At 50.5% G+C, this 21554-nt stretch carries 18 protein-coding genes and 1 pseudogene; 11 read left to right on the forward strand and 8 right to left on the reverse strand.

The features are described 5' to 3' along the window. Nucleotides 1-4: 4 nt before the first annotated feature. Nucleotides 5-571, forward strand: coding sequence for a cob(I)yrinic acid a,c-diamide adenosyltransferase (gene cobO, locus KI215_RS01690; RefSeq protein WP_212775008.1), 567 nt, complete (start codon nt 5-7; stop codon nt 569-571). A gap of 17 nt (nt 572-588) precedes the next feature. After that, on the forward strand, nt 589-2082 hold the full coding sequence (locus KI215_RS01695; protein WP_212773893.1) for a cobyric acid synthase: 1494 nt from the start codon (nt 589-591) through the stop codon (nt 2080-2082). A 439-nt stretch (nt 2083-2521) separates the two neighbouring features. Here the strand turns inward: KI215_RS01695 and KI215_RS16225 are convergent, their stop codons facing one another. Continuing rightward, a complete protein-coding gene (locus tag KI215_RS16225; protein WP_420830176.1) occupies nt 2522-2737 on the reverse strand; it encodes a MerR family transcriptional regulator in 216 nt (71 codons plus the stop codon). A gap of 588 nt (nt 2738-3325) precedes the next feature. On the opposite strand from KI215_RS16225, the gene KI215_RS01705 reads away from it, so the two are divergent. The 3 genes from KI215_RS01705 (at nt 3326) to KI215_RS01715 (ending at nt 7476) form a co-directional block, all read left to right on the forward strand. Continuing rightward, complete coding sequence (locus KI215_RS01705; RefSeq protein ID WP_212773895.1) at nt 3326-3655, forward strand: hypothetical protein; 330 nt, start codon at nt 3326-3328, stop codon at nt 3653-3655. 946 nt (nt 3656-4601) lie between these two features. After that, nucleotides 4602-6005, forward strand: a complete 1404-nt coding sequence (locus KI215_RS01710; RefSeq protein ID WP_212773896.1) for a Na+/H+ antiporter NhaC family protein — start codon at nt 4602-4604, stop codon at nt 6003-6005. A 727-nt stretch (nt 6006-6732) separates the two neighbouring features. Continuing rightward, a complete protein-coding gene (locus tag KI215_RS01715; protein WP_212773897.1) occupies nt 6733-7476 on the forward strand; it encodes a DUF8173 domain-containing protein in 744 nt (247 codons plus the stop codon). A 605-nt stretch (nt 7477-8081) separates the two neighbouring features. Here the strand turns inward: KI215_RS01715 and KI215_RS01720 are convergent. The 3 genes from KI215_RS01720 to KI215_RS01730 all read right to left on the reverse strand — a co-directional run bounded on the left by KI215_RS01720 (nt 8082) and on the right by KI215_RS01730 (nt 11298). After that, on the reverse strand, nt 8082-9365 hold the full coding sequence (locus KI215_RS01720) for a dicarboxylate/amino acid:cation symporter (protein ID WP_212773898.1): 1284 nt from the start codon (nt 9363-9365) through the stop codon (nt 8082-8084). A gap of 229 nt (nt 9366-9594) precedes the next feature. Continuing rightward, nucleotides 9595-10311 (reverse strand): response regulator, encoded by a 717-nt coding sequence (locus KI215_RS01725; protein ID WP_212773899.1) that lies wholly within the window; start codon nt 10309-10311, stop codon nt 9595-9597. Continuing rightward, the gene (locus KI215_RS01730; RefSeq protein WP_275956728.1) at nt 10312-11298 is read right to left on the reverse strand and encodes an ATP-binding protein; all 987 of its coding nucleotides are present in this window, start codon (nt 11296-11298) and stop codon (nt 10312-10314) included. On the opposite strand from KI215_RS01730, the gene KI215_RS01735 reads away from it, so the two are divergent. The 5 genes from KI215_RS01735 (at nt 11233) to KI215_RS01755 (ending at nt 15799) form a co-directional block, all read left to right on the forward strand. Continuing rightward, complete coding sequence (locus KI215_RS01735; protein ID WP_212773901.1) at nt 11233-11379, forward strand: aldo/keto reductase; 147 nt, start codon at nt 11233-11235, stop codon at nt 11377-11379. The genes KI215_RS01730 and KI215_RS01735 overlap by 66 nt on opposite strands. Before the next feature lie 443 nt (nt 11380-11822). After that, nucleotides 11823-12554, forward strand: a complete 732-nt coding sequence (pxpB, locus tag KI215_RS01740) for a 5-oxoprolinase subunit PxpB (RefSeq protein WP_212773902.1) — start codon at nt 11823-11825, stop codon at nt 12552-12554. 44 nt (nt 12555-12598) lie between these two features. Continuing rightward, a complete protein-coding gene (locus tag KI215_RS01745; protein ID WP_212775009.1) occupies nt 12599-13366 on the forward strand; it encodes a LamB/YcsF family protein in 768 nt (255 codons plus the stop codon). Then, nucleotides 13363-14319 carry a 5-oxoprolinase subunit C family protein gene (locus tag KI215_RS01750; protein ID WP_275956729.1) on the forward strand — a complete coding sequence of 319 codons (957 nt, stop codon included), beginning with the start codon at nt 13363-13365 and terminating at the stop codon, nt 14317-14319. The genes KI215_RS01745 and KI215_RS01750 overlap by 4 nt, the downstream gene beginning before the upstream one ends. 139 nt (nt 14320-14458) lie before the next feature. Continuing rightward, nucleotides 14459-15799 (forward strand): amino acid permease, encoded by a 1341-nt coding sequence (locus tag KI215_RS01755; protein ID WP_246512160.1) that lies wholly within the window; start codon nt 14459-14461, stop codon nt 15797-15799. Nucleotides 15800-15994: 195 nt separating this feature from the next. Here the strand turns inward: KI215_RS01755 and KI215_RS01760 are convergent. The 3 genes and pseudogenes from KI215_RS01760 to KI215_RS01770 all read right to left on the reverse strand — a co-directional run bounded on the left by KI215_RS01760 (nt 15995) and on the right by KI215_RS01770 (nt 19851). After that, nucleotides 15995-16487 (reverse strand): annotated as a pseudogene (locus KI215_RS01760) (transglutaminase-like domain-containing protein). After that, on the reverse strand, nt 16484-17725 hold the full coding sequence (locus KI215_RS01765) for an MFS transporter (protein ID WP_212773904.1): 1242 nt from the start codon (nt 17723-17725) through the stop codon (nt 16484-16486). Before KI215_RS01765 ends, KI215_RS01760 begins: the two are co-directional and overlap by 4 nt. A 224-nt stretch (nt 17726-17949) precedes the next feature. Further along, nucleotides 17950-19851, reverse strand: coding sequence for an ABC-F family ATP-binding cassette domain-containing protein (locus tag KI215_RS01770; protein ID WP_212773905.1), 1902 nt, complete (start codon nt 19849-19851; stop codon nt 17950-17952). 250 nt (nt 19852-20101) lie between these two features. Here KI215_RS01770 and KI215_RS01775 point away from each other — a divergent pair, with 250 nt between their 5' ends. Further along, entirely contained in the window at nt 20102-21331 is a 1230-nt protein-coding gene (locus KI215_RS01775) for an ammonium transporter (RefSeq protein WP_275956730.1), read from the forward strand. Nucleotides 21332-21357: 26 nt separating this feature from the next. Here the strand turns inward: KI215_RS01775 and KI215_RS01780 are convergent, their stop codons facing one another. Next, nucleotides 21358-21510: a hypothetical protein gene (locus KI215_RS01780; RefSeq protein WP_212773906.1), complete on the reverse strand. Its 153-nt coding sequence runs from the start codon at nt 21508-21510 to the stop codon at nt 21358-21360. Nucleotides 21511-21554: the final 44 nt, after the last annotated feature.

The raw sequence follows: 21554 nt of genomic DNA on the forward strand, positions 1-21554 counted from the left end.
GGATATGGACCCGGGGACGGGAACATTGGTACCGAAGACGCGAAAAGGTTTGACGCTGGTCTATACCGGTGAAGGAAAAGGCAAAACCACGGCCGCGCTGGGACTGGTGCTGCGGGCAGTGGGCCGGGGCATGAAAACGACGGTGTTGCAGTTTATCAAATCCCCGCAACGAACCTATGGTGAGCAAATCGCCTTGGAGCGGTTGGGGGTGCCAATCCGTCAACTGGGCGTAGGCTTTACCTGGACCCGTACGCCGGAAGAGCACCGGGCCGCCTTGGAAACCGCCTGGCAGACCGCCAAACAAACTGTCATGAGCGGCAAGTACGACTTGGTGATTCTCGATGAGATCAACAACGCACTGGCCATTCAGAAGTTTCCCATTGAGGATGTATTGCCGCTACACGAGGTGTTGGAGGTGATCGAGCATCGTCCGTCCCACGTTCATCTGGTCTTGACCGGTCGGCATGCGCACCCGGAAGTAATCTGTCGGGCCGACCTCGTGTCGGAGATTCACGCCGTCAAGCATTACTACGATGAAGGTATTCCCGCCGTCAAAGGGATTGAGTTTTAGAGGGAAAGGAGATCAGGATGGCCAAGGCGATCATGTTGCAGGGTACGGGTTCCGATGTGGGCAAGAGCGTGTTGTGCACTGCCTTTTGCCGCTATTTTTTTGAGGAAGGATATCGGGTGGCGCCGTTCAAATCGCAAAATATGGCGCTCAACTCCGCCATCACTGCCGATGGAGGCGAAATCGGGCGTGCCCAAGGTGTCCAGGCAGAAGCAGCGGGGATCGAACCGACCGTCCATATGAATCCCATTCTCCTCAAACCAAAAGGGGATATGGTCTCCGAAGTGATCGTGCACGGGCGCCATTATGCCGACATGGAGGCGGACGCCTATCGCGGAAGCGTATTGGAAAAAGCGTTGCCCGCAGTACGCCGGTCCCTGTCGATTCTGTCCGAAGCATACGAGGTGCTGGTGATCGAGGGAGCGGGAAGTCCGGCGGAGATCAACCTGAAAGATCGGGACATCGCCAACATGCGGGTGGCTGAACTGGCCGATGCCCCCGTTATTCTCGTCGGGGACATCGAACGGGGTGGCGTGTTCGCTTCGTTGGTGGGCACATTGGAGCTTCTGGACCCGGATGAGCGGGCAAGGGTAAAAGGCTTTATCATCAACAAATTTCGCGGCAAACGGGAACTGCTTGATCCCGGAATTGAATGGTTGGAACGGCGGACCGGCATCCCCGTACTGGGTGTGGTACCCTATCTGGAAACCGGAATTGACCCGGAAGATTCGCTTTCACTGGAGTCGCTCCGGTTGAAAATGCCCGCATCCCGAGAGTTTGTGGACATCACCGTGATTGGCCTGCCCCGGATTTCCAATTTCACTGACTTTCTTCCGTTGGCTGACGCCCCCGACGTCCGTCTCCGTTATGTCCGATCGGCCAAAGAACTGGGCGAACCCGACGCGGTGATTCTTCCCGGCACCAAAAACACCGTTGAGGATTTGGCGTGGTTGCGTGCATCGGGGTTGGCCGAGTCCATCCAACTCCTGCGAAACCAAGAAGTGGAAATTGTCGGCATCTGTGGAGGGTATCAAATGTTGGGGCACTCCCTGCACGATCCCGATGGAGTGGAATCCCATCCCGGCATCCACCCGGGGTTGGGCATGTTGGACATCCGGACGCACTTTATTTCGGACAAACGGACGGTTCGGGCATCCGGAGAAATCCTGATCGAATGGGCCGGTGGGGTAAGCGTCTCCGGATATGAAATCCACATGGGCAGAACCGAGCGGGGAACGGATGCGAGCCCGGTGTTACAATGGTCGGACGGGCGCATGGATGGCGCGGTGTCGGCTGACGGAAGCGTATGGGGCACCTATCTGCACGGGTTGTTCGATAACGTGCCATTTACCCACGCCTGGATCAATCGTTTACGCAGGAAAAAGGGTTTGCCGCCCCGTTCCAAGGAGCATCTTGGTCGGCGCGCGGACAGGGACGCAATGTATGCCCGACTGTCCCGTTGGATTCGCGAGTATGTGGACATGGAACGGGTGAAGCAGATCATAGGGCTGTAGGAAGCCATGCTCCATTGATTTACGTGTCTAATCAAATTTTTCTCACAATGTTTGACTGGAACCTAACATTTTAATTTGAATAAATCAGACCCCGTCCCCAAACGACGTGGGGATTCGTTTCCAAGACGGTAAATAAGAAACAATCACATTGCCCATGATCAGTCTTTCTTTAAATACGGACGGCATGACGAATCCTATACGCATGCACGTTCAGTCCTTTTCACTGGTATTAGTTGTATTTGTTTATCTAGGATAGAGGATGTTGGAATATGCGGCTACCCTTTCGATAAAGGTTTTCAAAACATCTGTTCATTCCTGCTGCATGCGGATGATTTCTGATTAAACGGGGTCGATTTGAAATTGAAGTCTTTATCATGGGTGGTATGTTAAAACCGATTCGAATTTGGGCGTATATACGCGGAATTGCAGATGTCAGGCTTTAGCCGTGGTAGACGTCACAAGAGGGTTTTGAGCTCCATGTTCCCTGTAGTACAAGTTTCATGTAATGTAGTCGAAGCCGGTTAAAGTCTCGTTCTGTAAGCTCAAAACGCCCCACACTATTTATTTTAGGAGCAATATCAAGATATTTAGATAGCAACAAGCGGACAGTCCGATAATTAAGGTTCAGACGGCGGGCAGCTTCGTGTAAAGACATGGTTACTTCTTGTCCCTTTTCCAATTAAGGAAACCTCCCGTCAATTTTTTACACAATCTTTCGTCAGCCACCCACTCCATTTCCTTCCATTCGACCAAAAATCCCATTTTAAGACAAAAAAGAAGCCACATTTTAATCCCTTTACTGGCAAGTTTTTTGCCATCGATCAGTGGGATAGCAAGGATTCGCCGCGACGCCACAAGAAGTGGCGTTTTTTATTGCCATATTTCACTGTTTGTTTGACAGTATGCCTGACCACAGTAGACCTTAGTAGTATCAAAAACGATCGTTTTTCATACTTTACCGACGAAACCCCCTGTGTTGCCGACAAACAGGCTTTATTTCGGTCTCAAAACTCAGTATCAAAATCAAAGTCTCAATAGCGACCGTTTCAACGAGTTATGAGACAATGAAGGAGAATCCGCTAGGTTGCAAGCCCTAGACGGGTTTTGCGAAGGCCTCTCTCGGTTCCAGATCGGAAACAAAACTCATCATGGGGTTTGTTCGGATATCCGTGCTAATGATGTTAAATAGTTATAATATTTGGTATAACCATTTATTTGATTCTTTGGAGAGGAAGATCATTTGATGAACCGCACTGTGAAGTACACGCTGTGGGCGCTTGTGACGGTCTTGGTGGAGGCTGGGCTGACCTGGGCGGTGGCCAGGGCGCTGTCCATGCCTTTTGAAGAAATCGCATTTTTCATCGCCGTGATCGGTGCAGTCGTGGTGTATTTATTCAGCAGCCAGGGTGGTTTCGGTTCGTCCGCGGTGAATCTGGATGTTCAAGCGTCCACCGGGATAAAGATGGAGCATGAAGAGCATAAGGTATTCAGGAATCCGCTCTTGGTCGGCTCCATCCAGTACTTGTTGGTGGTGATCGGTTTGACCGTGGTGGCGTACAGGGAGCATTTTTGATTCGATGCACATAGGCTGATCCATGATGGGGCGGGTCTTTCACCCTCCAATTTTGCCGGTTCAGTCGAAAATGCCCGAGTGGAAATGACATGGAGAAGTTGGCCTCCAACAATGTTTTTCCATCGCCCTAACTTTCGATACGCGATTTATTATCGCTATTGGGAAACAGGAACAAAAAACAGAAGGAACGAATAGGGTACTCAATTTACTTAAGAGTAGGGGGTTACCTATGAAACCGCTAGTAGGGATCGCGGTTCTTTTTCCGGAAAAAACGATAAATGGAGATTCCTTGGACACGGGCCTGCGGGTTCAAGTCTCGGAATAAAGGGACCTGCTGCAATGCATTCCATTTTCCATAAAAATATTCCTTTCTCTGAGTTGATTTTATTTATTATAATAAATGCAGTGCTAACCGATTTACCACATGCTGAATAGAGAAAACGAAGCCGATGATAAATTTAAAGACGGATAAATCTATTTTGAGAAGGGGAAACGATTTTGGTAAAGATCATTTTATTTTTTCACGTCCTAGGGGCGATTGGAATGGGATTCTACCTCTTATTGCCCTTTTTATTGCAAAAAATGTTTATTCAAAAAAGATCCGTTCTCCGAGTATTGTACCGGATGAACTTTATCACTCAATGGATTCTCGTCGTTCAATTGTTTACGGGCGGTTTCTTATATACGCAAGGAGAATATTCCACCCGGTGGACGATGCTTGTGGCATTCACTTATGTGGCGATCGGTGCTTTCGGTGGGTTGTTTGGCTATCACATCCGTCATTTTCTTAAGTCCCCCGGTCAATATGAACTTGAACCATGGATGCGAAAAGTTCGCTTTCTCGCTATCCTTACGACTGTCTCCATGTTCATGATAATCGTATTGATGTTATTTCCCTAGGGGGTTATCTAAAAGGTGATGAAGCCTATAGAGGAGATCGATTCCAGTGAGTCTACATGAGGAGAAAACGGATAAAAAAAACCGAACCGTTCCTTTTTCTCTGTCCACCGTACCTTTTCTTGTTTCCATCGTGGGATTGATCGCTGCATTAAAATTTATAAAAATCCCTTTGTATTCTGGACTTATGGCGGGATGGCTGACAGCCGTAGTGATATCCCTCTTCCATGGAGGGACATTTAGGTCAGTGGTTCGCGCGACATCTCAAGGGATGAAGAGCACTTTTTTCGTTGTCGCCATTCTCTTGCTGATTGCTGGAATCATCTCAGTATGGCTTGCTTCTGGGACGGTCCCGGCCATGATTTGCTATGGGATACAATTGATTCACCCCAAGTTTCTTGTTGTGACCGCTTTTTTACTCGCAACGGTCTCGTCGATGGCACTAGGCTCTTCTGTAGCGACCCTATCCACCATGGGAATTGCTATTGCAGGGATAGCACAAGTTTTTAATCTATCCCCCGCACTCATCGGAGGTGCACTCATCTCCGGTGCGATGGTTGGAGATCGCACATCACCCGTTTCAGGAACATTTCACTTGGTTGCCCATATGACAGAAACCAAAGCGGAAGATAATTACAAACCAATGTGGCAGACGGGAATACCGATGATCGTCCTATGTATCCTTCTCTTCTTTTACCTTGGGTATGGCAAAGCTTCCGGGAGTCTTCATCCCATGAGCCATCCCTTACTGAAAGAATTAATCCTACATTTTCAAATGCCCTGGTACGTGTTGATCCCTCCTATTCTAGTGCTCATACTGGCCATGTTTCGTGTTTCTATTCTGCTGAACCTCGGGATCGGCATCGTATTGGGGACCCTCTTCGCCGTCACGCTGCAAGGAGATTCATGGCTCTCGGTTTTACGTTCTCTGTGGCTCGGTTATGATTTTCAAGTGAATGGACAAGTATTGCTCCACGGCGGAGGTATCTGGCCGATGTTCAACGAGGTTTTACTGATTGTCGCGGCGGGGGCTTTAAACGGGGTCATGGAGGAAAGTGGTATGTTACATACGATCCTTGATTCGTTACTGCAGCGCATCCGCTCGAAAAGCGGATTGATCGGCGTGACTGTCTTACTAAGTATCTCTATGTCATTACTGGCATGCAATCAGTCATTATCCGTGATTGTGCCGGGACGAACTCTTCGTTCCACATTTGAGAAGCTGGGAGTTCCTCTTCGTTATTTGGTGAGAAGTTTAGCAGACTCGGGTGTCGTCGTTTCGCCGCTGATCCCTTGGAATTTACATGGCATCCTCTGTTCTACGGCTATGGGTATACCAACACTCGTTTACTTCCCGTATGCTTTCTTTTTGTGGGGATTGCCCATCATAACCCTTCTGCTCGCCTTTCGGCCAAGAAGGTGTCCTTCAAATGATGTCGGAATGAGCAATTGATATGAGGTGTGATTCCCCATTTCAAGAGTACTCAGTACTTCCCAAGCGGCCATCGAGGTTTCCCATCTTCGTAAAGGTACGGCAAGCAAGTCGCGGTTAGGGATGTCAGTTTTACTGTAGAGGAAGGGGATCGATGGGGGGAAATAAACTTTGCGATCGTCTCCGATTAAAGGTCGAAATCCGTGAACAGATGGCGGAACACCTCGACGTGTGCGAGGATTGCAGGAAAGAATAAGAAGAAATTCGGTTTCTTGACAACATCCTATTCTCGGCATTGTCAATGGAATTATTGCCTCCGGGTTTGACAGAGGAAATTCTACGGCGTACGGACCTGATACGGGAAAACCTCCCCGAAAGGGATTTGGTCCGGAGGGATCTTCTGCCGGGAATTTTGGGAAGCGGTATGGTTTCGGTGTTGACCCTGCTTTTGGTGGGGATCTTCTGATTCGGTTTTTTTGGAACTATCCGGGATGCTTGATCCCTTGGGGGATGCGACCATTCCATAGTTTCTGCAACCAGTGGCCGGTTTGTGGGAGGTCTCCCTCCCCGTTTGGGAAAGCATGGGTGCGAAAAAGTCTCTGGATGCTTTGGGACCATGGATTCAATGGAGGGCTTCTTTGACACCGATCGGTGAGTTGGGATTTGCGATCATTTGTTTGATGGTTACAGTCCCTTTCTGGTGAAGGACGGTCAAGGCAACCTATCACGCAAATAAGGAGGGAATATTGTGAATCGATGGATTTCAGGGTTGTTGATCCTTGTTTTGGCGGCCGGTTTATTGTTGGGGTTCAGTTTCTTGGAGCGGGGCTCGTTGGCTCATCATGTGTTTGGAACAGTAGCCCCGCATGGGGACGGTTCCTTCGGTTGGCACGGTTGGACGGGAAAGCACGGCATGCCGGGTGAAGGCATGAAGAATTCGTATTTCCATGGACACGCGGCCGGGGATTGGAATCACGGAAGAAGGGGAGGAATGGGCTCCGTGGCCGCGTGGATTCCCACATTGATCGGAATTATCTCCCTGGTGGTACTCGCTGATACGTTTTTGCGGCGGGAAATGGACCAGACACAGGAACAAGTGACGACGGCTCCATGGAAATCGCTTTGGATGGGTTTTTTGACGGTGTTGATTACCGCGGCAGTGTCGTTTTTGCTTGGCATATCCATCGTGGGGATTCCGGTCGTCTTGGCTCTCATGGTGGTCCTGATGATTGCGACCGGCATCGGATTCACCACCTTGGCGGTCCATGTCGGAACCCTCGTTTCGGATCGCTTGAACTGGTTGACTGATGCACGCTGGAAAACACTGATTCTGGGGGCTGTTTTGTTGGCCCACCTGGCTTGGGTTCCGGCGGTGGGGTGGTTGGTACTTACGGGTATCTTTCTGACCGGCTTGGGTGGAGTAATGATGCATTGGGTTCCGCGCTTGAGGGAACGATGGAGAACATGGCGTGAAAAACGGAGGAACCACTGAAAAAAGGGGCAGTTGGTTCCTGAGAACCACCATAGGTTTTATTTCTGACACAATGGCCTTTTGATACATTGGTAAATAGGATTGGACGCCATTTTGTGGATTTTACAGAAACTGCTGCCTAAAAGCCCACGGCGCCCATCGGAAGTGCCCTTGGGGTATTTTAATCGTGGATGAAAGGCGGCGTTGCTCGGAATCCCCCTTGTGGGGATAGCAAGAGCAACTTGTCTATAGTATAATCGAACGTATGAGCGGTGCTCATCCCACTGGTTATGGGTTCCGTTCCTTGAAAACGTTATGGTATGGGGTTCCAGCGGCGAACCAGTCTCTCCCGCTGGGTAAAACCATAAGAGTGAAAAAAGGAACTAGGACACTGGTAACAGGTGTCCATTCCTTTTTCGTTAGATTTGTTTTAAATAAATGAAAAAGTTGAACAAAGCGTGCGACAATTGTGGGGCAAGTCACTAAAATATACTCTAGTCGAAAAAAATAGACGATAGCTATATACAACGGTCAAAATGGTGAAATATATTGTTACAAAAAACCGGCTCCTGCACGTACAGGGAGCCGGTTCATTCGTGTTTATATTATTTTAAAATTTTTCAAGTTCACGATGCGTCCACTCCTACCGCATCGGAAGGAGAGGAGCCATCATGCTTGCCGACTTGCGGATGATTAGGATGGAATTCGTTTTCACTTTTGGCCACGACGATCGTGGCGATGCCGTTTCCGATCATGTTGACGATTGCCCGCGCTTCAGACATGAAGCGGTCTACACCGAGCAACAGGGCCAATCCCTCCAAGGGAATCGCATGTGTGGCACTCAGCGTGGAGGCCAGCACGATAAACCCGCCGCCCGTTACTGTCGCCGCTCCTTTTGAAGTCAGCATCAGGATGGCGAGAATCGTCAGCTCCTGCGTCAAGCTCAGATCTACGCCGCTCACCTGGGCCAGGAACACGACGGCCATGGTCAGATAGATCGATGTACCGTCCAAGTTGAAGGCATATCCTGTCGGCAGAACCAAGCCGACCACCGATTTGGAACAACCGTATTCTTCCATCCGCTTCATCATGCGGGGCAAAACGGATTCGGACGAGGAGGTCCCCAGCACGATGAGCAATTCTTCTTTGATAAATTTGAGGTAGTTCCACAGACTGAACCCGTACATCCGGCAAATCAGATTCAAGACAACGAACACGAACAGGAACATGGTGATGTAGACGGCCAGCATCAGTTTTCCAAGCGGAATGAGGGAGGACAGGCCGTATTTTCCGATCGTGTAGGACATCGCTCCAAAGGCGCCAAGCGGAGCTACTCGCATGATGATGTTGACGATTTTGAAAAACACTTTGGAGATCTGGTCCAACAGATCGATCAGCGGTTTCCCGAAATTGCCGAGCGTAGCCAAAGCAAACCCGAACAGTACGGAGAAGAAGACTACCTGCAAGGTGTCGCCTTTGGCAAAGGCATCCACGATGTTGGAGGGAACGATATGAACCAGGAAGTCAACCAGATTCATTTTCTTCCCTTCACTGACATATTGAGAAACTTGATCCTGACCTTGACTCGGGTCCAGATGAACTCCCATGCCCGGTTTCACCACATTGGCAACAATGAGGCCGATGACCAAAGCGATGGTGGTTACGATCTCAAAGTAGAGGAGCGCTTTTCCGCCGACTCTCCCCACCTTTTTCATATCGCCCATTTTGGCAATCCCGACAACGATGGTCAGGAAGACGATCGGGGCGATCACCATCTTTACCATGTTGATGAAAACGTCTCCAATTGGTTTCATGGCTTTGGCCGTATCAGGAGCCAAAGTACCCAAAATGATTCCGAGCGTAATGGCGGTCAGCACTTGAAAGGTCAGATTGGTGACCAATCTTTTCATCCAGGTTAACCTCCTTTGCTGTATCGGGCATCCTATTACTGGAAAATATCTTACTATCATACAGGTCTGAAAATGGTAATCGCTTTCATCATTGAATATACCAATGTTTCTTGTATTGTGTCTATCATGTTACGTGAAAATGGATATTTCGTGAATCATGCGAAAGTAAGAAAATTATTTTGTAACTAAAATAAGTAAAAAAGCACCCGATTTCTTAACGGGTGCGATATCACGTTTTCAAGTATGGAGCGATCCGAGCGGTATGGTCTTTATTCACATCGTACCGATAGACTGGACGACCGCCCGTTCCATAAACCGGTTCAACCGACAAGAAGCCGATTTCCGTCAAGAACCTCAGGTATTTCCGGGCGGACACGCGAGAAATGCCGATGACTTGGGCCAGTTCTTCCGTCGTAAATCCTTTTTTCAAGGTATCAATCGACTCCACCACGCGTTGCAGTGTCTCCTGTGTCAAACCTTTCGGGAGCTTGGCGGGGGCTGAGTGTGTTTGATCTGGATAAAGCAACAGTTTGTCCAGCTCCTCTTGGCTCCACTCGTTCTGTTCTTGAATCAGTTCCTGTTCTTTTTGATAGGTTTGTAATGCGGTTTTCAACCGTTCGAACGTAAAGGGCTTGATCAAGTAATCGACCGCTCCGAGCCGGAGAGCCCGTTTGATGTTTTGAATGTCATTGGCTGCGGAAATGACGATTACATCAACACTTTTTCCTTCCTTGCGGATCTCTGTCAACAACTGCAACCCATTTTTTCCCGGCATGAAAATATCCAATAATACCAGATCCACGGATTCGTTTCGCAGAAACTCCCAGGCTTCCGTGACATTGGATGCAATTCCGATGCAATGGAATCCCGGTATGGATGTCAGATAACGACGGTTGATTTCTGCCACCATCGGATCGTCTTCCACGATTAACACCTGACATGCCATTCACTCCTTGTCTTCATACGGCAAGTGAACCGTCACGATTGTACCTTCGGGGTCGGATGTCATGGACAAACGCCCTCCCAACCTGTCAATGCTTTGTCGCACCAAATACAATCCGTATCCACGATCTCTCCCTTTGGTCGAAAAGCCTTTCTCAAAAACTTTCTCATGCAGCTCTTTCGGGATGCCTTGTCCGCTGTCTCTTACGGTCAGGGAAAGTACGCCGCTGTCAAATGAGAGAGAAACAGCAATCTCTTTCTTTTGACTTTCTTCCACTGCATCGATCGCGTTATCAATCAAATTCCCGAAAATCGTAATCAACTCTTCCGTCAGTTCCGGTCTCAGTGACGGCCACACAGGCCCTCCCTGAATGTGCAGATTGACACCGCGTTCCCTGGCGTAGCTGAGTTTGCTCAACAAAAATCCCGCGAGGACGGGATCTTTGACCAGCCGGGCTACGGATCCGATCTCCATTTGATAATGGTTGGTAATTTGCTGGATGTACGACGATAATTTCTCAAATTCCCCGATCTGAACCATACCCAGTACGACATGCAGCTGGTTCATAAATTCGTGAGTTTTCACGCGAAGTGCTTCTGCGTACAGTTTTACGCCTGTCAGTTGTTCAGCCAAATGCTTCAATTCGGTTTTGTCCCGGAAAGTGGCGATGGCTCCGACCACTTCTTGACCGACTTTGACCGGGATTCGGTTGACCACCATAGTCATGCCGTTTAAAGAATGTTCCTGATCGTACTCCGGGTTCCCACTTTCCAACACGTGCATCAGACGGGAAGTGGGCAGGTAGTCTTCAATGCTCTTTCCTATGGGTTTTTCATCGATCCCTGCGCGTTGGAATATGCGAATCGCCTCTGAATTGGCCACGACGATTCGTCCTTCCCGGTTCACTGCCAGGATCCCATCGCGGTGAACTGGCTTCTGGCAAAGCCAGCTGTAGCCACAGTCATTACTGGTGCAAAAAACAAAGAGCAAGTGATTCAAAATGTAGCCGCTGCAGAATGGAAACTTGAATCTGAAGATGTCATCGCGTTGGATAAAATGACTGATATCTAATGGGGGATAGAAAAAAGTCAGGGATAAAATAAACTCCAAGGAACAAAAGTGCCTGTCAATACAGTGATAGCTGGATCAACGCAAACCAAACAGTCGGGGATATCTTACGAAATGGCTTCTGTGCATCACAGGAGTCATTTTGTTTTTACCATCCCATCGTTTTGTTAGGATGCAGTCGAATCGCGGGAAATATGTTGTAATGGATCTCACTACTTTTTCGGGGGTGAACGAGGGACGAACGGTGAGGAATGAGTGACCGCCAAAATTATGTTAAAATTTCGGTGAAAAGTGGAGATGTCGGATATGGGCATATTCTCCCTGGATTAAGGAGGATTTTACCTAAGGGAAGAAAAGCCACCCGTGTCAACACGATGGCATGACATGGGAGCCAATGTGGTACGGTAGCGAGTGGGGAATATATGTGTTTCATGAGGAGGATCGGAATGCTCTCCTTTCAACCGATCGGAGATCAGGCGGTGTGCATTCGGCTGGGGGATCGCATCGAACCATCTGTTCACGACAGGGTCCGTCGATGGTGCAGAGCGCTGGAGAGGCAATTCATACCGGGTGTGATCGAGTGGGTCCCTTCGTATACGGCTGTGACAGTGCTGTACCGCCCTGCCGAAGTTAGCTATCAGCAGTTGATTCAATTGCTTGAAAGACTGGCGGAGCAGCTGGATGAAGAACCACTGCCGCAGCCTCGGATCATTTCCTTGCCTGTTTGCTACGGTGGCGAATACGGGCCCGATCTGGAAGCGTTAGCCGAGCTGTGTGGCAAAACACCGGAAGAAGTCGTCCGTATTCACTCCTCGGCGGAATATGTGGTCTACATGATGGGGTTCGCCCCCGGATTTCCCTATCTCGGTGGCCTGCCCAAAGAGATTGCTGCCCCCCGACTGGCAACGCCGCGATCATCGGTACCGGCCGGATCGGTGGGAATTGCCGGTGAACAGACAGGTGTTTATCCGATTTCCACACCGGGCGGTTGGCGGCTCATCGGACGAACGCCGATTCCACTCTACGATCCGACCCGCAATCCGCCGGTCCTTCTAAAGGCAGGGGATCGTTTGCGATTCCGCCCCGTCGGTCGGACGGAGTATCTCAGAATCGCGGATGCGGTGGAAAAAGGTGAAGATGTGTGGAATATGGGAGAGTGGCTGAAGGAGAAGACGTGATTGGGGAATATTACGAAGGATCACCGGAGAAAGAGGGTGGAAGCATGGCTGACCGGATCGATCTCAACTGTGATCTGGGTGAAAGCTTCGGAATCTATCGGATTGGGCGTGATACCGATGTAATGGACTGGATTACGTCAGCCAACATCGCATGCGGTTTTCATGCAGGTGATCCCCATGTGATGCATCGTACCGTGCAGTTGGCACTGGAAAAAGGGGTGGCGATCGGGGCTCACCCCGGTTTGCCCGATCGTCAGTGGTTTGGCAGAAGGTGGATGGAGCTGACACCGGAGGAAGTGTTCGATCTGGTGGTGTATCAGGTGGGGGCCTTATCGGCTTTTGTTCGGGTTTGCGGGGGAGAGCTCCAACATGTGAAGCCGCATGGAGCGTTGTTTAACGTTGCCGCCGTCAACGGTGAAATCGCCCGGGCCGTGGCGGAAGCAGTAGCCCGTGTGGATGATCACCTGATCCTGTTCGGTTTGGCCGGAAGCGAGTTGGTTCGGGCGGGGCGTCAAGTGGGACTTCGCGTGGCAGAAGAAGTGTTTGCCGATCGTCAATATGAGCCGGATGGCACACTGACGCCGCGAACACGACCGGATGCGGTTATCCACGATCCGGACCGTGCTGTGGCCCGAGTGATCCGCATGATTCGCGAAGGAAAAGTAACAGCTGCTGATGGCTCCGAACTGGACATCCGGGCGGACACGGTGTGCGTCCATGGCGATCAGCCCGAGGCGGTGGCGTTTGTTCGCCAGTTGCGGCAAGCATTTGAAGCGAACCGCATTCAAGTAAAAAGGGTGGGAGAGCTGTGAAGCCGTCACTGGAAGTGCTGGAACCGGGCCTGTTGACCACGGTTCAGGACGGTGGTCGCTGGGGGTATCAACAGTATGGTATGGTTGTCTCCGGACCGATGGACCCCTTCGCTTTACAGGCTGCCAATGTTTTGGTTGGAAACGACCGGAGCGATGCGGGTCTGGAAATTACCATGGGACGTGCGGTATTCGGATTTCACCGGGATTGCCTCATCGCGATTACCGGTGCGGATTTGGGGGCGACGGTGGACGGAGAGCCTGTTCCCATGTGGTGCGGGTTTACTGTGAAAAAAGGACAGGTGTTGCGCTTCCAAGGACCGGTGTGTGGCGTTCGTGCTTATCTGGCTGTTGCAGGCGGGATCGATGTGCCCGAGGTGATGGGAAGCAAATCGACGTATCTCCGCGGACAGATCGGTGGTTTGGGCGGGCGAGCGCTTCAAAAGGGAGATACGTTGGTCGTCGGAACGGCATCGGGAAACGTTTCGAAAGAGAGAAAAATATGTTTGTCGCGTCGCCACCTTCCCCGCTACGCACGTAATCCGACGGTTCGAGTGGTGTTGGGACCGGATCATGAGTCATTCACCCAAGAGGGTGTCCACACATTTTTGCACAACCGGTTTACCGTGACGACACAAGCCGATCGGATGGGATATCGCTTGCAGGGTCCGCCCATCACGCACCGTCGCGGGGCTGATATTCTCTCTGATGCAACGGTGATGGGTACGGTACAGGTACCTGCCGACGGTCAACCGATCATTTTGATGGCAGACAGGCAAACGACCGGCGGATATGCCCGGATCGCCACCGTCATCTCCGTGGATTTACCGTTAGTGGCCCAAACACTTCCCGGTGGCACCATTGCCTTTCAAGCGGTCAGTGTGGAAGAGGCACAGCGGTTGGCAGTCGAACGAGAGCAACTGTTGCGTTTGCTGATGGCCGGCGTGAGGAGTTGACCGGATTCCTGAAAAGGCATCCTTATTTTTCCGATGGTTTTCAAACCGGAATGTGTTATGCAATTCCTGAGCATTTCCCGTAAAATAGAGCAGAGCGATATATTCCATTTACAATCAAATAATGCTGAGGGTGGTAGAGTTGAGTTTTAGCAGAGATGAGTTTGAGAAACGAGAGGATATTCTCAAGCGAGAGTTGTCTGAGCGACAGTTGATCATGATCGGCTTGGGGAGTGCAATCGGAACCGGATTATTTATGGGTTCCAGTTTAACGATCCATTATGCCGGACCGGGTGTTTTGTTCAGTTATCTTCTCAGCTCCATGATTGTGCTGGCAATGGTTTTTTGCTTATCCAAATTGTCGGTTGCTCATCCGACAGCGGGTTCATTCGGTATCCATGCAGAAAAATACTTGGGACCTTGGTTTGGCTTTGTCGTGCGTTTTACCTATTGGGCTGCCAACGCGATTACGATCGGCGGAGAAGCGACGGCGATTGGGGTTTATATGAAGTATTGGTTTCCAGACCTCCCTTCTTGGATCTGGATCATTGGATGCTCCTTGTTGATTATTGGGATTAACGCAATTTCGGTGCGGAGTTTCGGCTGGTTTGAGTACTGGTTCTCCACCTTAAAGGTAGTCTCCATCGTTGGATTTATCCTGCTGGGTACCGCTCTCATCTTTGGTCATTTTCCGCAAAGCACTCACAATTTGCTTGACCATGGCGGCATGCTTCCTCATGGATGGTCGGGTGTGTGGATGGGCAGTGCCATGGCGATGTTTAGTTTTATGGGAGCCGAGATTATCGCGATCACGGCAGGCGAAGCAAAAAAACCAAAGCAGGCGCTTTCCAAAGCGATGAAATGGATGATGATCCGCCTCGTTGTTTTTTATCTTTTATCCATGCTGGTCATGGTATGTATCGTCCCATGGAATCAAATCGGGGGGGATCGGATTGAGGAAAGCCCATTTGTAAAAGTGCTGCAATTACTAAATATCCCCTACGCAGCGGGAGTGATGAATTTTATCATACTCACCGCTGCGCTCTCGACGATGAACGCCAATTTGTATGCATGCACGCGCATGATTTTTTCCCTGTCCAGAAGCGGCTATGCTCCCGCCGTTTTAGGAAAGGTGAATCGTCAAGGGGTTCCGCTTGTTGCCTTGCTCGCATCTTCCTTTGGATTGGGTATCGCGATTCTCCTCAATCTATCCGATCCAAAAGCTTACAATACGCTGTTTGGCATTTCGATTTTCGGCGGGATTTTCACTTGGATCATTATCTTTCTCACCTACTCTCGTTACCAGAAGAAAGGCTTTTCTCTCGCGTGGATCGGTGCGGTTGTGTTAGTGTTGGTGTTGTTCAGCATGCTGCTTGATCCGGCATGGAGCTTTGCTGTTTATACCGGGATCGGCTGGTTGGTACTGCTGACCTTTGCCTACTCGGTGTATAAGGGGTTTCACCGTCGCAATCCATCCATCTAAGATGAAAGTAGATAGAAGAACGGCCGAATCTTTGGGGTTTGGCCGTTTTTTATTATCATCGTGGGTCATTTTCTCTAAGCGAAGCGTTCTTTGATCTCGTCCCGGGACTCCTAGGGCTGCCATGATCTCCTTTCTTTCAGGGCTCAGTTGGAGCGAGCTGGGAAAGCGATGCGGACGATATGGATCAGGTATGCCCTAAAGCCGCGTCGGCAGATGGTATTGATACATCTCAAGCGCGTTGGTGTGCTTCTTCAACACATGGGATGTTTGCGGTCTGGCGTAGATGATGGGATAGTTGATTTCATCCATTTCCGGTCGGACAGGGAAAGCCAGTTTTTCTTCGTCGATTGAAAATTCGGCCTGCACACCCGGTTTGTTGCCCCTGGCATCGAGACGTACCCATTTGCCTACGGTATCCAGGTAAAAGGCGTTTAACGCATGAACGGCATACCCGGTATCCGGAGTGTCACCCAACGTCAACCGCTGATAGCAAAATCCCGTTGGATGTCCCAAGAATGATCAATTTTGTCGCGTACAAACTCAAATGCGATTCTCACGCGTTCCAGCGGTGAATGGTGGGCCGCTTGAATTTCCCGCACTTTTTCCTGGATCAGGGGATGGGAAAAATCCACTCTTCCAACTCACACAAATAGTCTTTCAGATCTGCGGATTCGCAGAAGAGTTTCATCCGATCTCCTCCTTTCTCTTTTTCGCAAGCAACAGTCCGTTTCCGATCAGCAACAGGATCAACAGCGACCAGGCAAAGGAGTAGGATTGCAGATCAGCGATCCACCCGAAAACTGCAGGTGCCAGGATGATGGCAACCTGATTCAGCGTCAATGCGTAGCTGACCATCAGTCCTTCCGAATGCGGAGGAGCCTGTTCCGCGACAGCCAGAAGAAATGAACTGAACCAACCGATGCCGAAAAAGCCCAGCCACGCAGACAGCACAAAGAGCGACCAAATGGGCGGAGCGGCGGGCAGGAAAATCAGTGCGGTTATACCGAATACGGATGCCCATATCGACAGTTGAAGCGCAGACTCCCTGTTACCTTTCCACCACCGATCGCTGATGTGAGCGAGGACAATTCTCCCCACCATACCGGAAATCAACGTGGTGGACAATAGCTGTCCTGCAAGCACTAGTCCCGTTTTCTTTTCATTTCCAAAAAAGAGCATCAAATGACCTACCAACACCATCTGAAGTGTCACCATGATCACACCGGTGCATAAAATGGGCACCGCTTTTCGATTGCTGGTGATCTCTTTCAATTTTTTCCGTAAACGGCTGTTTGTCTGATGTTGATGTTCATGGAAAACCTGCGGTTCCCGATATAACGCCAGAAACAGCAGTCCTCCGGCAACAGCAAGAACAGATTGAGCATACACGGCGGAGGGCCAACCGAAGTGGAGGGATAAGTATGGCAGCAATGTGCCGCCGATGGCTCCCCCGATTGGGATGCCCGCTTGTCGCACACCTATCGCCAGTCCCCTTTCCTTTTTCGGGAACCAACGCAGTATCACTTTGCTTCCCCCAGGTTGGGCTGTACCGTACCAGATCCCGACGATGCCAAGCAACAACAATAGCAGGAGGTAGTGAGTCGTAAAGGAGACAAGGAAAAACGTCATCCCCAGCATACAAGCCCCAAGGCTGACCAGCCACCGTTCCCCATAACGGTCCAATGCGTGGCCAATCAATAGCATCGAAAACAGTGGACCGACTTGAACGGCAGACACTAGCAGTCCGGCTTGTGCAGCGGTCAATCCCCATTGTTTTTGCCAAATCGCCGCAAGGGGACCTACTCCGTAGGTGACCAAGGTAGACGTCGCTTGTGCCCAAGTGGCAACCGCTAAAATCAGCCAGCGATACGAAGAGGATGGTTGGGCTACGGAGCGTTCTTTTCGCAGGGGTGAATGGAGCTGCATTTTTTGATGATCCTCCTACTGGATTTTTAAGATCTCTGTACCTGATGATCAGTTGAGGAGAAACCAACCCTGATATAGATGATAATATATTTTTCATATTTTTTAAAATGAATGATATTGATTGGATCGATCACAAACCTGATCAATGGCCGTGAGGGTACGATCATCGGATAAATAGAAAGGTTGCTGTCTGTTGAAAACAGATCGGCAACCTTTCGTACATTTCACTCCGCCATTTCTGCCCACTCTTCCGTTTTCTCATTCAATGCGGTTTCTACCCGTGCCAACTCCTCCTGTAAGCGTCGGCTCTCTTCCGGATCGGTATAGACATCGGGTTGACACAACTGTTCGTGGATCTTTGCCCGTTGTTGTTCCAGCTCCTCGATTTCTTGTTCCAACCGGGCGATGATCTGTTGACGGCGGCGTTCCTCCTGCCGCTTTTTGCGGTTTTCTTCCCGATGCGCTTCCGCAGGTTTGACATCGTTTTGCACCGATTTAGGCGTTTCTTCGTTCCGTTTCACCAGGTAATCGTCATAGTTACCGGGATAGGATCGCACCCCGTCCGGCGACAGTTCCAAAATGCGGGTGGCCAACCGGTTGATAAAATACCGGTCATGGGAGACGAACAGCAAAGTCCCGGTATATCCCGATAACGCCTCTTCCAATCGTTCTTTGCTCCTCATGTCCAAATGGTTGGTCGGTTCGTCCATTAGAAGGAAGTTGGCGCGGTTGAGCATTCGTTTGGCCAGGGACAATCGGGCCTTTTCCCCGCCGCTCAATTCTTTGACCTGTTTGTACACGTCATCTCCCTGAAAGAGGAATTGTCCCAACACTGTGCGTATCTGGGTCAGGTTCAGCTCAGGGTGGGCATTCCACAGTTCATCCAGCACGGTGGATGCCGGATCGAGCTCTTCTTGTTCCTGGTCGTAAAAGTCCATCATGACACCGGTACCCGTGCGTACATTTCCATCCAACAGTGCAATCTTGCCCGCGATGGTTTTGAGCAGGGTAGTTTTCCCCACCCCGTTCGGACCGATCAATGCCACGCGTTCGCCTCGCTCCAGTTGAAAGGTGAGATTTCGGGCTAATGGAGCTGCAGCGTCATAGCCGATGCACAGGTTTTCCACCTGCAACACTTGTCGACCGCTAGTGACGGACGTTTCAAACCGGATAGCGGCTGCAGCGTCCGACCGGAACGGTTTCTCGATTCGCTCCATTTTCTCCAAAGCCTTTTGCCGGCTTTGCGCCCGTTTGCTCGTGGAAGCGCGGGCGATGTTGCGCCGAATGAATTCCTCCATCTTTCGAATCTCTTCTTGTTGCTGTTCATAGACCTTTTCCAACTGAGCCAACATCACTTCTTTTTGACGTACATAATCGGTATAATTGCCCGCATATTTCGTAGTCCGGCCTTGTTCAATCTCGTAGATGGTCTGGGCGAACCGGTCGAGAAAATACCGGTCGTGGGAAATCACCAACAAGGCTCCGGGGTAATTGGCCAGCGTTTGCTCCAACCAGGCCAAGGCGTTCATATCGAGATAGTTGGTCGGCTCATCCAGGATGAGTAGATCCGGCTCTTCCAAAAGCAGTTTCGCCAGTGCCAAACGAGTTTTTTGGCCGCCGCTCAAAGCGGAGCAACGCGTTTCCGTCCAGGGCAAATCCGCCAACCCCAAACCGTGAAGTGCGCCGCGAATCCGCGCTTCGTAGCCGTAACCCCCCGCTTCTTCGAAACGGGTCTGCAGGGCGGCGTATTGGTCCATGATCTGTTGGTACCGCGCCGGGTCGGACAACACCTCGGCACTTCCCATCTCCTGCTCCATTCGGCGCAATTCCCGCTCCATGTCCCTCACGTGTTCAAACACGGAGAGCATCTCATCCCACATGGTCCGTTCACTTACAAGTCCAGCGTCTTGGGCGAGATACCCGATCCGGGCATTTTTGGCCACATGTAATTCGCCTGAATCCGGCGGGATTTGGCCGATAAGGATCTTCACCAAAGTGGATTTGCCGGCGCCGTTGACGCCGATCAGGCCGATCCGTTCTTTTTCTCGAATCATCATGTCGGCTTGTCTGAGAACGGGCGTGGCACCGAACGACTTTTCGATTCCTTTGGCTTGCAATAACACCATGACTGAATCCCAACCTTTCCCACGTATCACCAGTGTAGCCGAGCGATGGACAAAGGGCAATCCGTCGGGTGTGGGGGCTGTTCAAGATAGAGGAAGCCAGAGATGTTTGTCAGCATTCCATATAATAATATGTCAATTAATCTAACATAATAAGTTGATAAAAGTGACATGATGATTTATACTTTCAATTAAGCAAATATGTGAATCGGGGGAAATGGAGAGTATGACTGCGGGACTGAACACGGTATGAGTGATTATTGCGACCGCCATGGTGATTTTCATGGAGGGCGGCTTCAGTTTGCTGGAAGCAGGGTTTGTTCGCAGTAAAAACGCAGTCAATGCTACGATGAAGATTATTGTAGATCTGACGTTTGGCGCACTGGCCTTTTATCTGATCGGTATTCATCTGATGTTCGGAAAAGATGCCTTCGGTTTTGTGGGTTTCGGTCGTGCGACCGGTCCCGAAGGACTGCCAATGGAAGCTTACGTGTTGTTCCAAATCGGATTCGCCATTGCTGTTGCATCTATCATTTCCGGTGCGGTGGCGGAACGGGTGAAGTTTTCCTCCTACATTGTGATCGTACTTGCCGTTTGTGGTTTGATGTATCCCATTTCCGGTCACTGGATTTGGTCGGCTAACGGGTGGTTGGCCAAAATAGGGATGAAAGATTTTGCCGGATCGGCCGCCATTCATGCGATGGGAGGGTTTGCTGCCCTTGCGTTGGCCATGATCTTGGGGCCACGGGCCAACCGTTATGACCGGAAAGGCGGTTTCACCCCAAGCAACATCCCGTTGGCGGCTGCCGGAGGTTTTATTCTGTGGTTCGGATGGTTCGGGTTTAATGCAGGCAGCACCTTGAACGCGATGGATGGACGGCTGGCGGACATTGCGTTGAATACGTTCCTCGCTGCGGCCGCCGGTGGAGCGTCGGCAATCATGTTCAGCGTCATACGCCTGAAGACGGCCGATCCGGGAATGGCCATCAACGGGTTTCTGTCCGGTTTGGTGGCGATTACTGCAGGATGCGCCTTCGTCTCCGCGACGGCTGCCATAGTGATCGGGTTGGTAGCCGGTGTGCTCGTGTTGTTGGCCGCCGAATGGGTGGATAAGCTGAGGGCGGACGATCCCGTGGGTGCCGTGGCTGTTCATGGATTTAACGGAGCGTTTGGTACCATCGCCGTCGGCTTGTTTGACCTGAAGGATGGTCTCCTGACCAATGGTCAGACCCACCTGTTGACCGTGCAACTGACGGGGGCAGTAGCGGCTTCGGTATGGGGGTTTGTATCAGCATTTGTTGTGGGCTTGTTGGTCAAAAAACTGATGGGGATCAGAGTGGCCGTCGAGGAAGAAGAGCAGGGTCTCGATCCAGTGTATCACGGCATTGCTTCTGATAAGTCAGATCAGGAGTCACAACCTGCACTGAGCGCGGTGCCTGCTCGGGCGGTGACTTCATCGGGAAGCTTGGCGTCAAGAGGCTGAGCGGATAGAGATGTTTTGTTAACCACTCAGGCAGATTTATACTGTATCTGCCTGAGCGTTTTTTCATCATTTTCCTTAAAACGAAGCGTATTTTGCCCTCGGTCCATCATCAACCACATAGGGGCGAAGAGAGTTGTTCCAACGCCATCGATCGGATGGCTTTTTTGTTTTGAAGGCATGAAGTGCCCTCTTTCAGTTACAATGATGAAGAGTGGATCATGGA

The organism is Polycladomyces abyssicola, from assembly GCF_018326425.1.
GTDB classification, from domain to species: Bacteria; Bacillota; Bacilli; order Thermoactinomycetales; family JIR-001; genus Polycladomyces; species Polycladomyces abyssicola.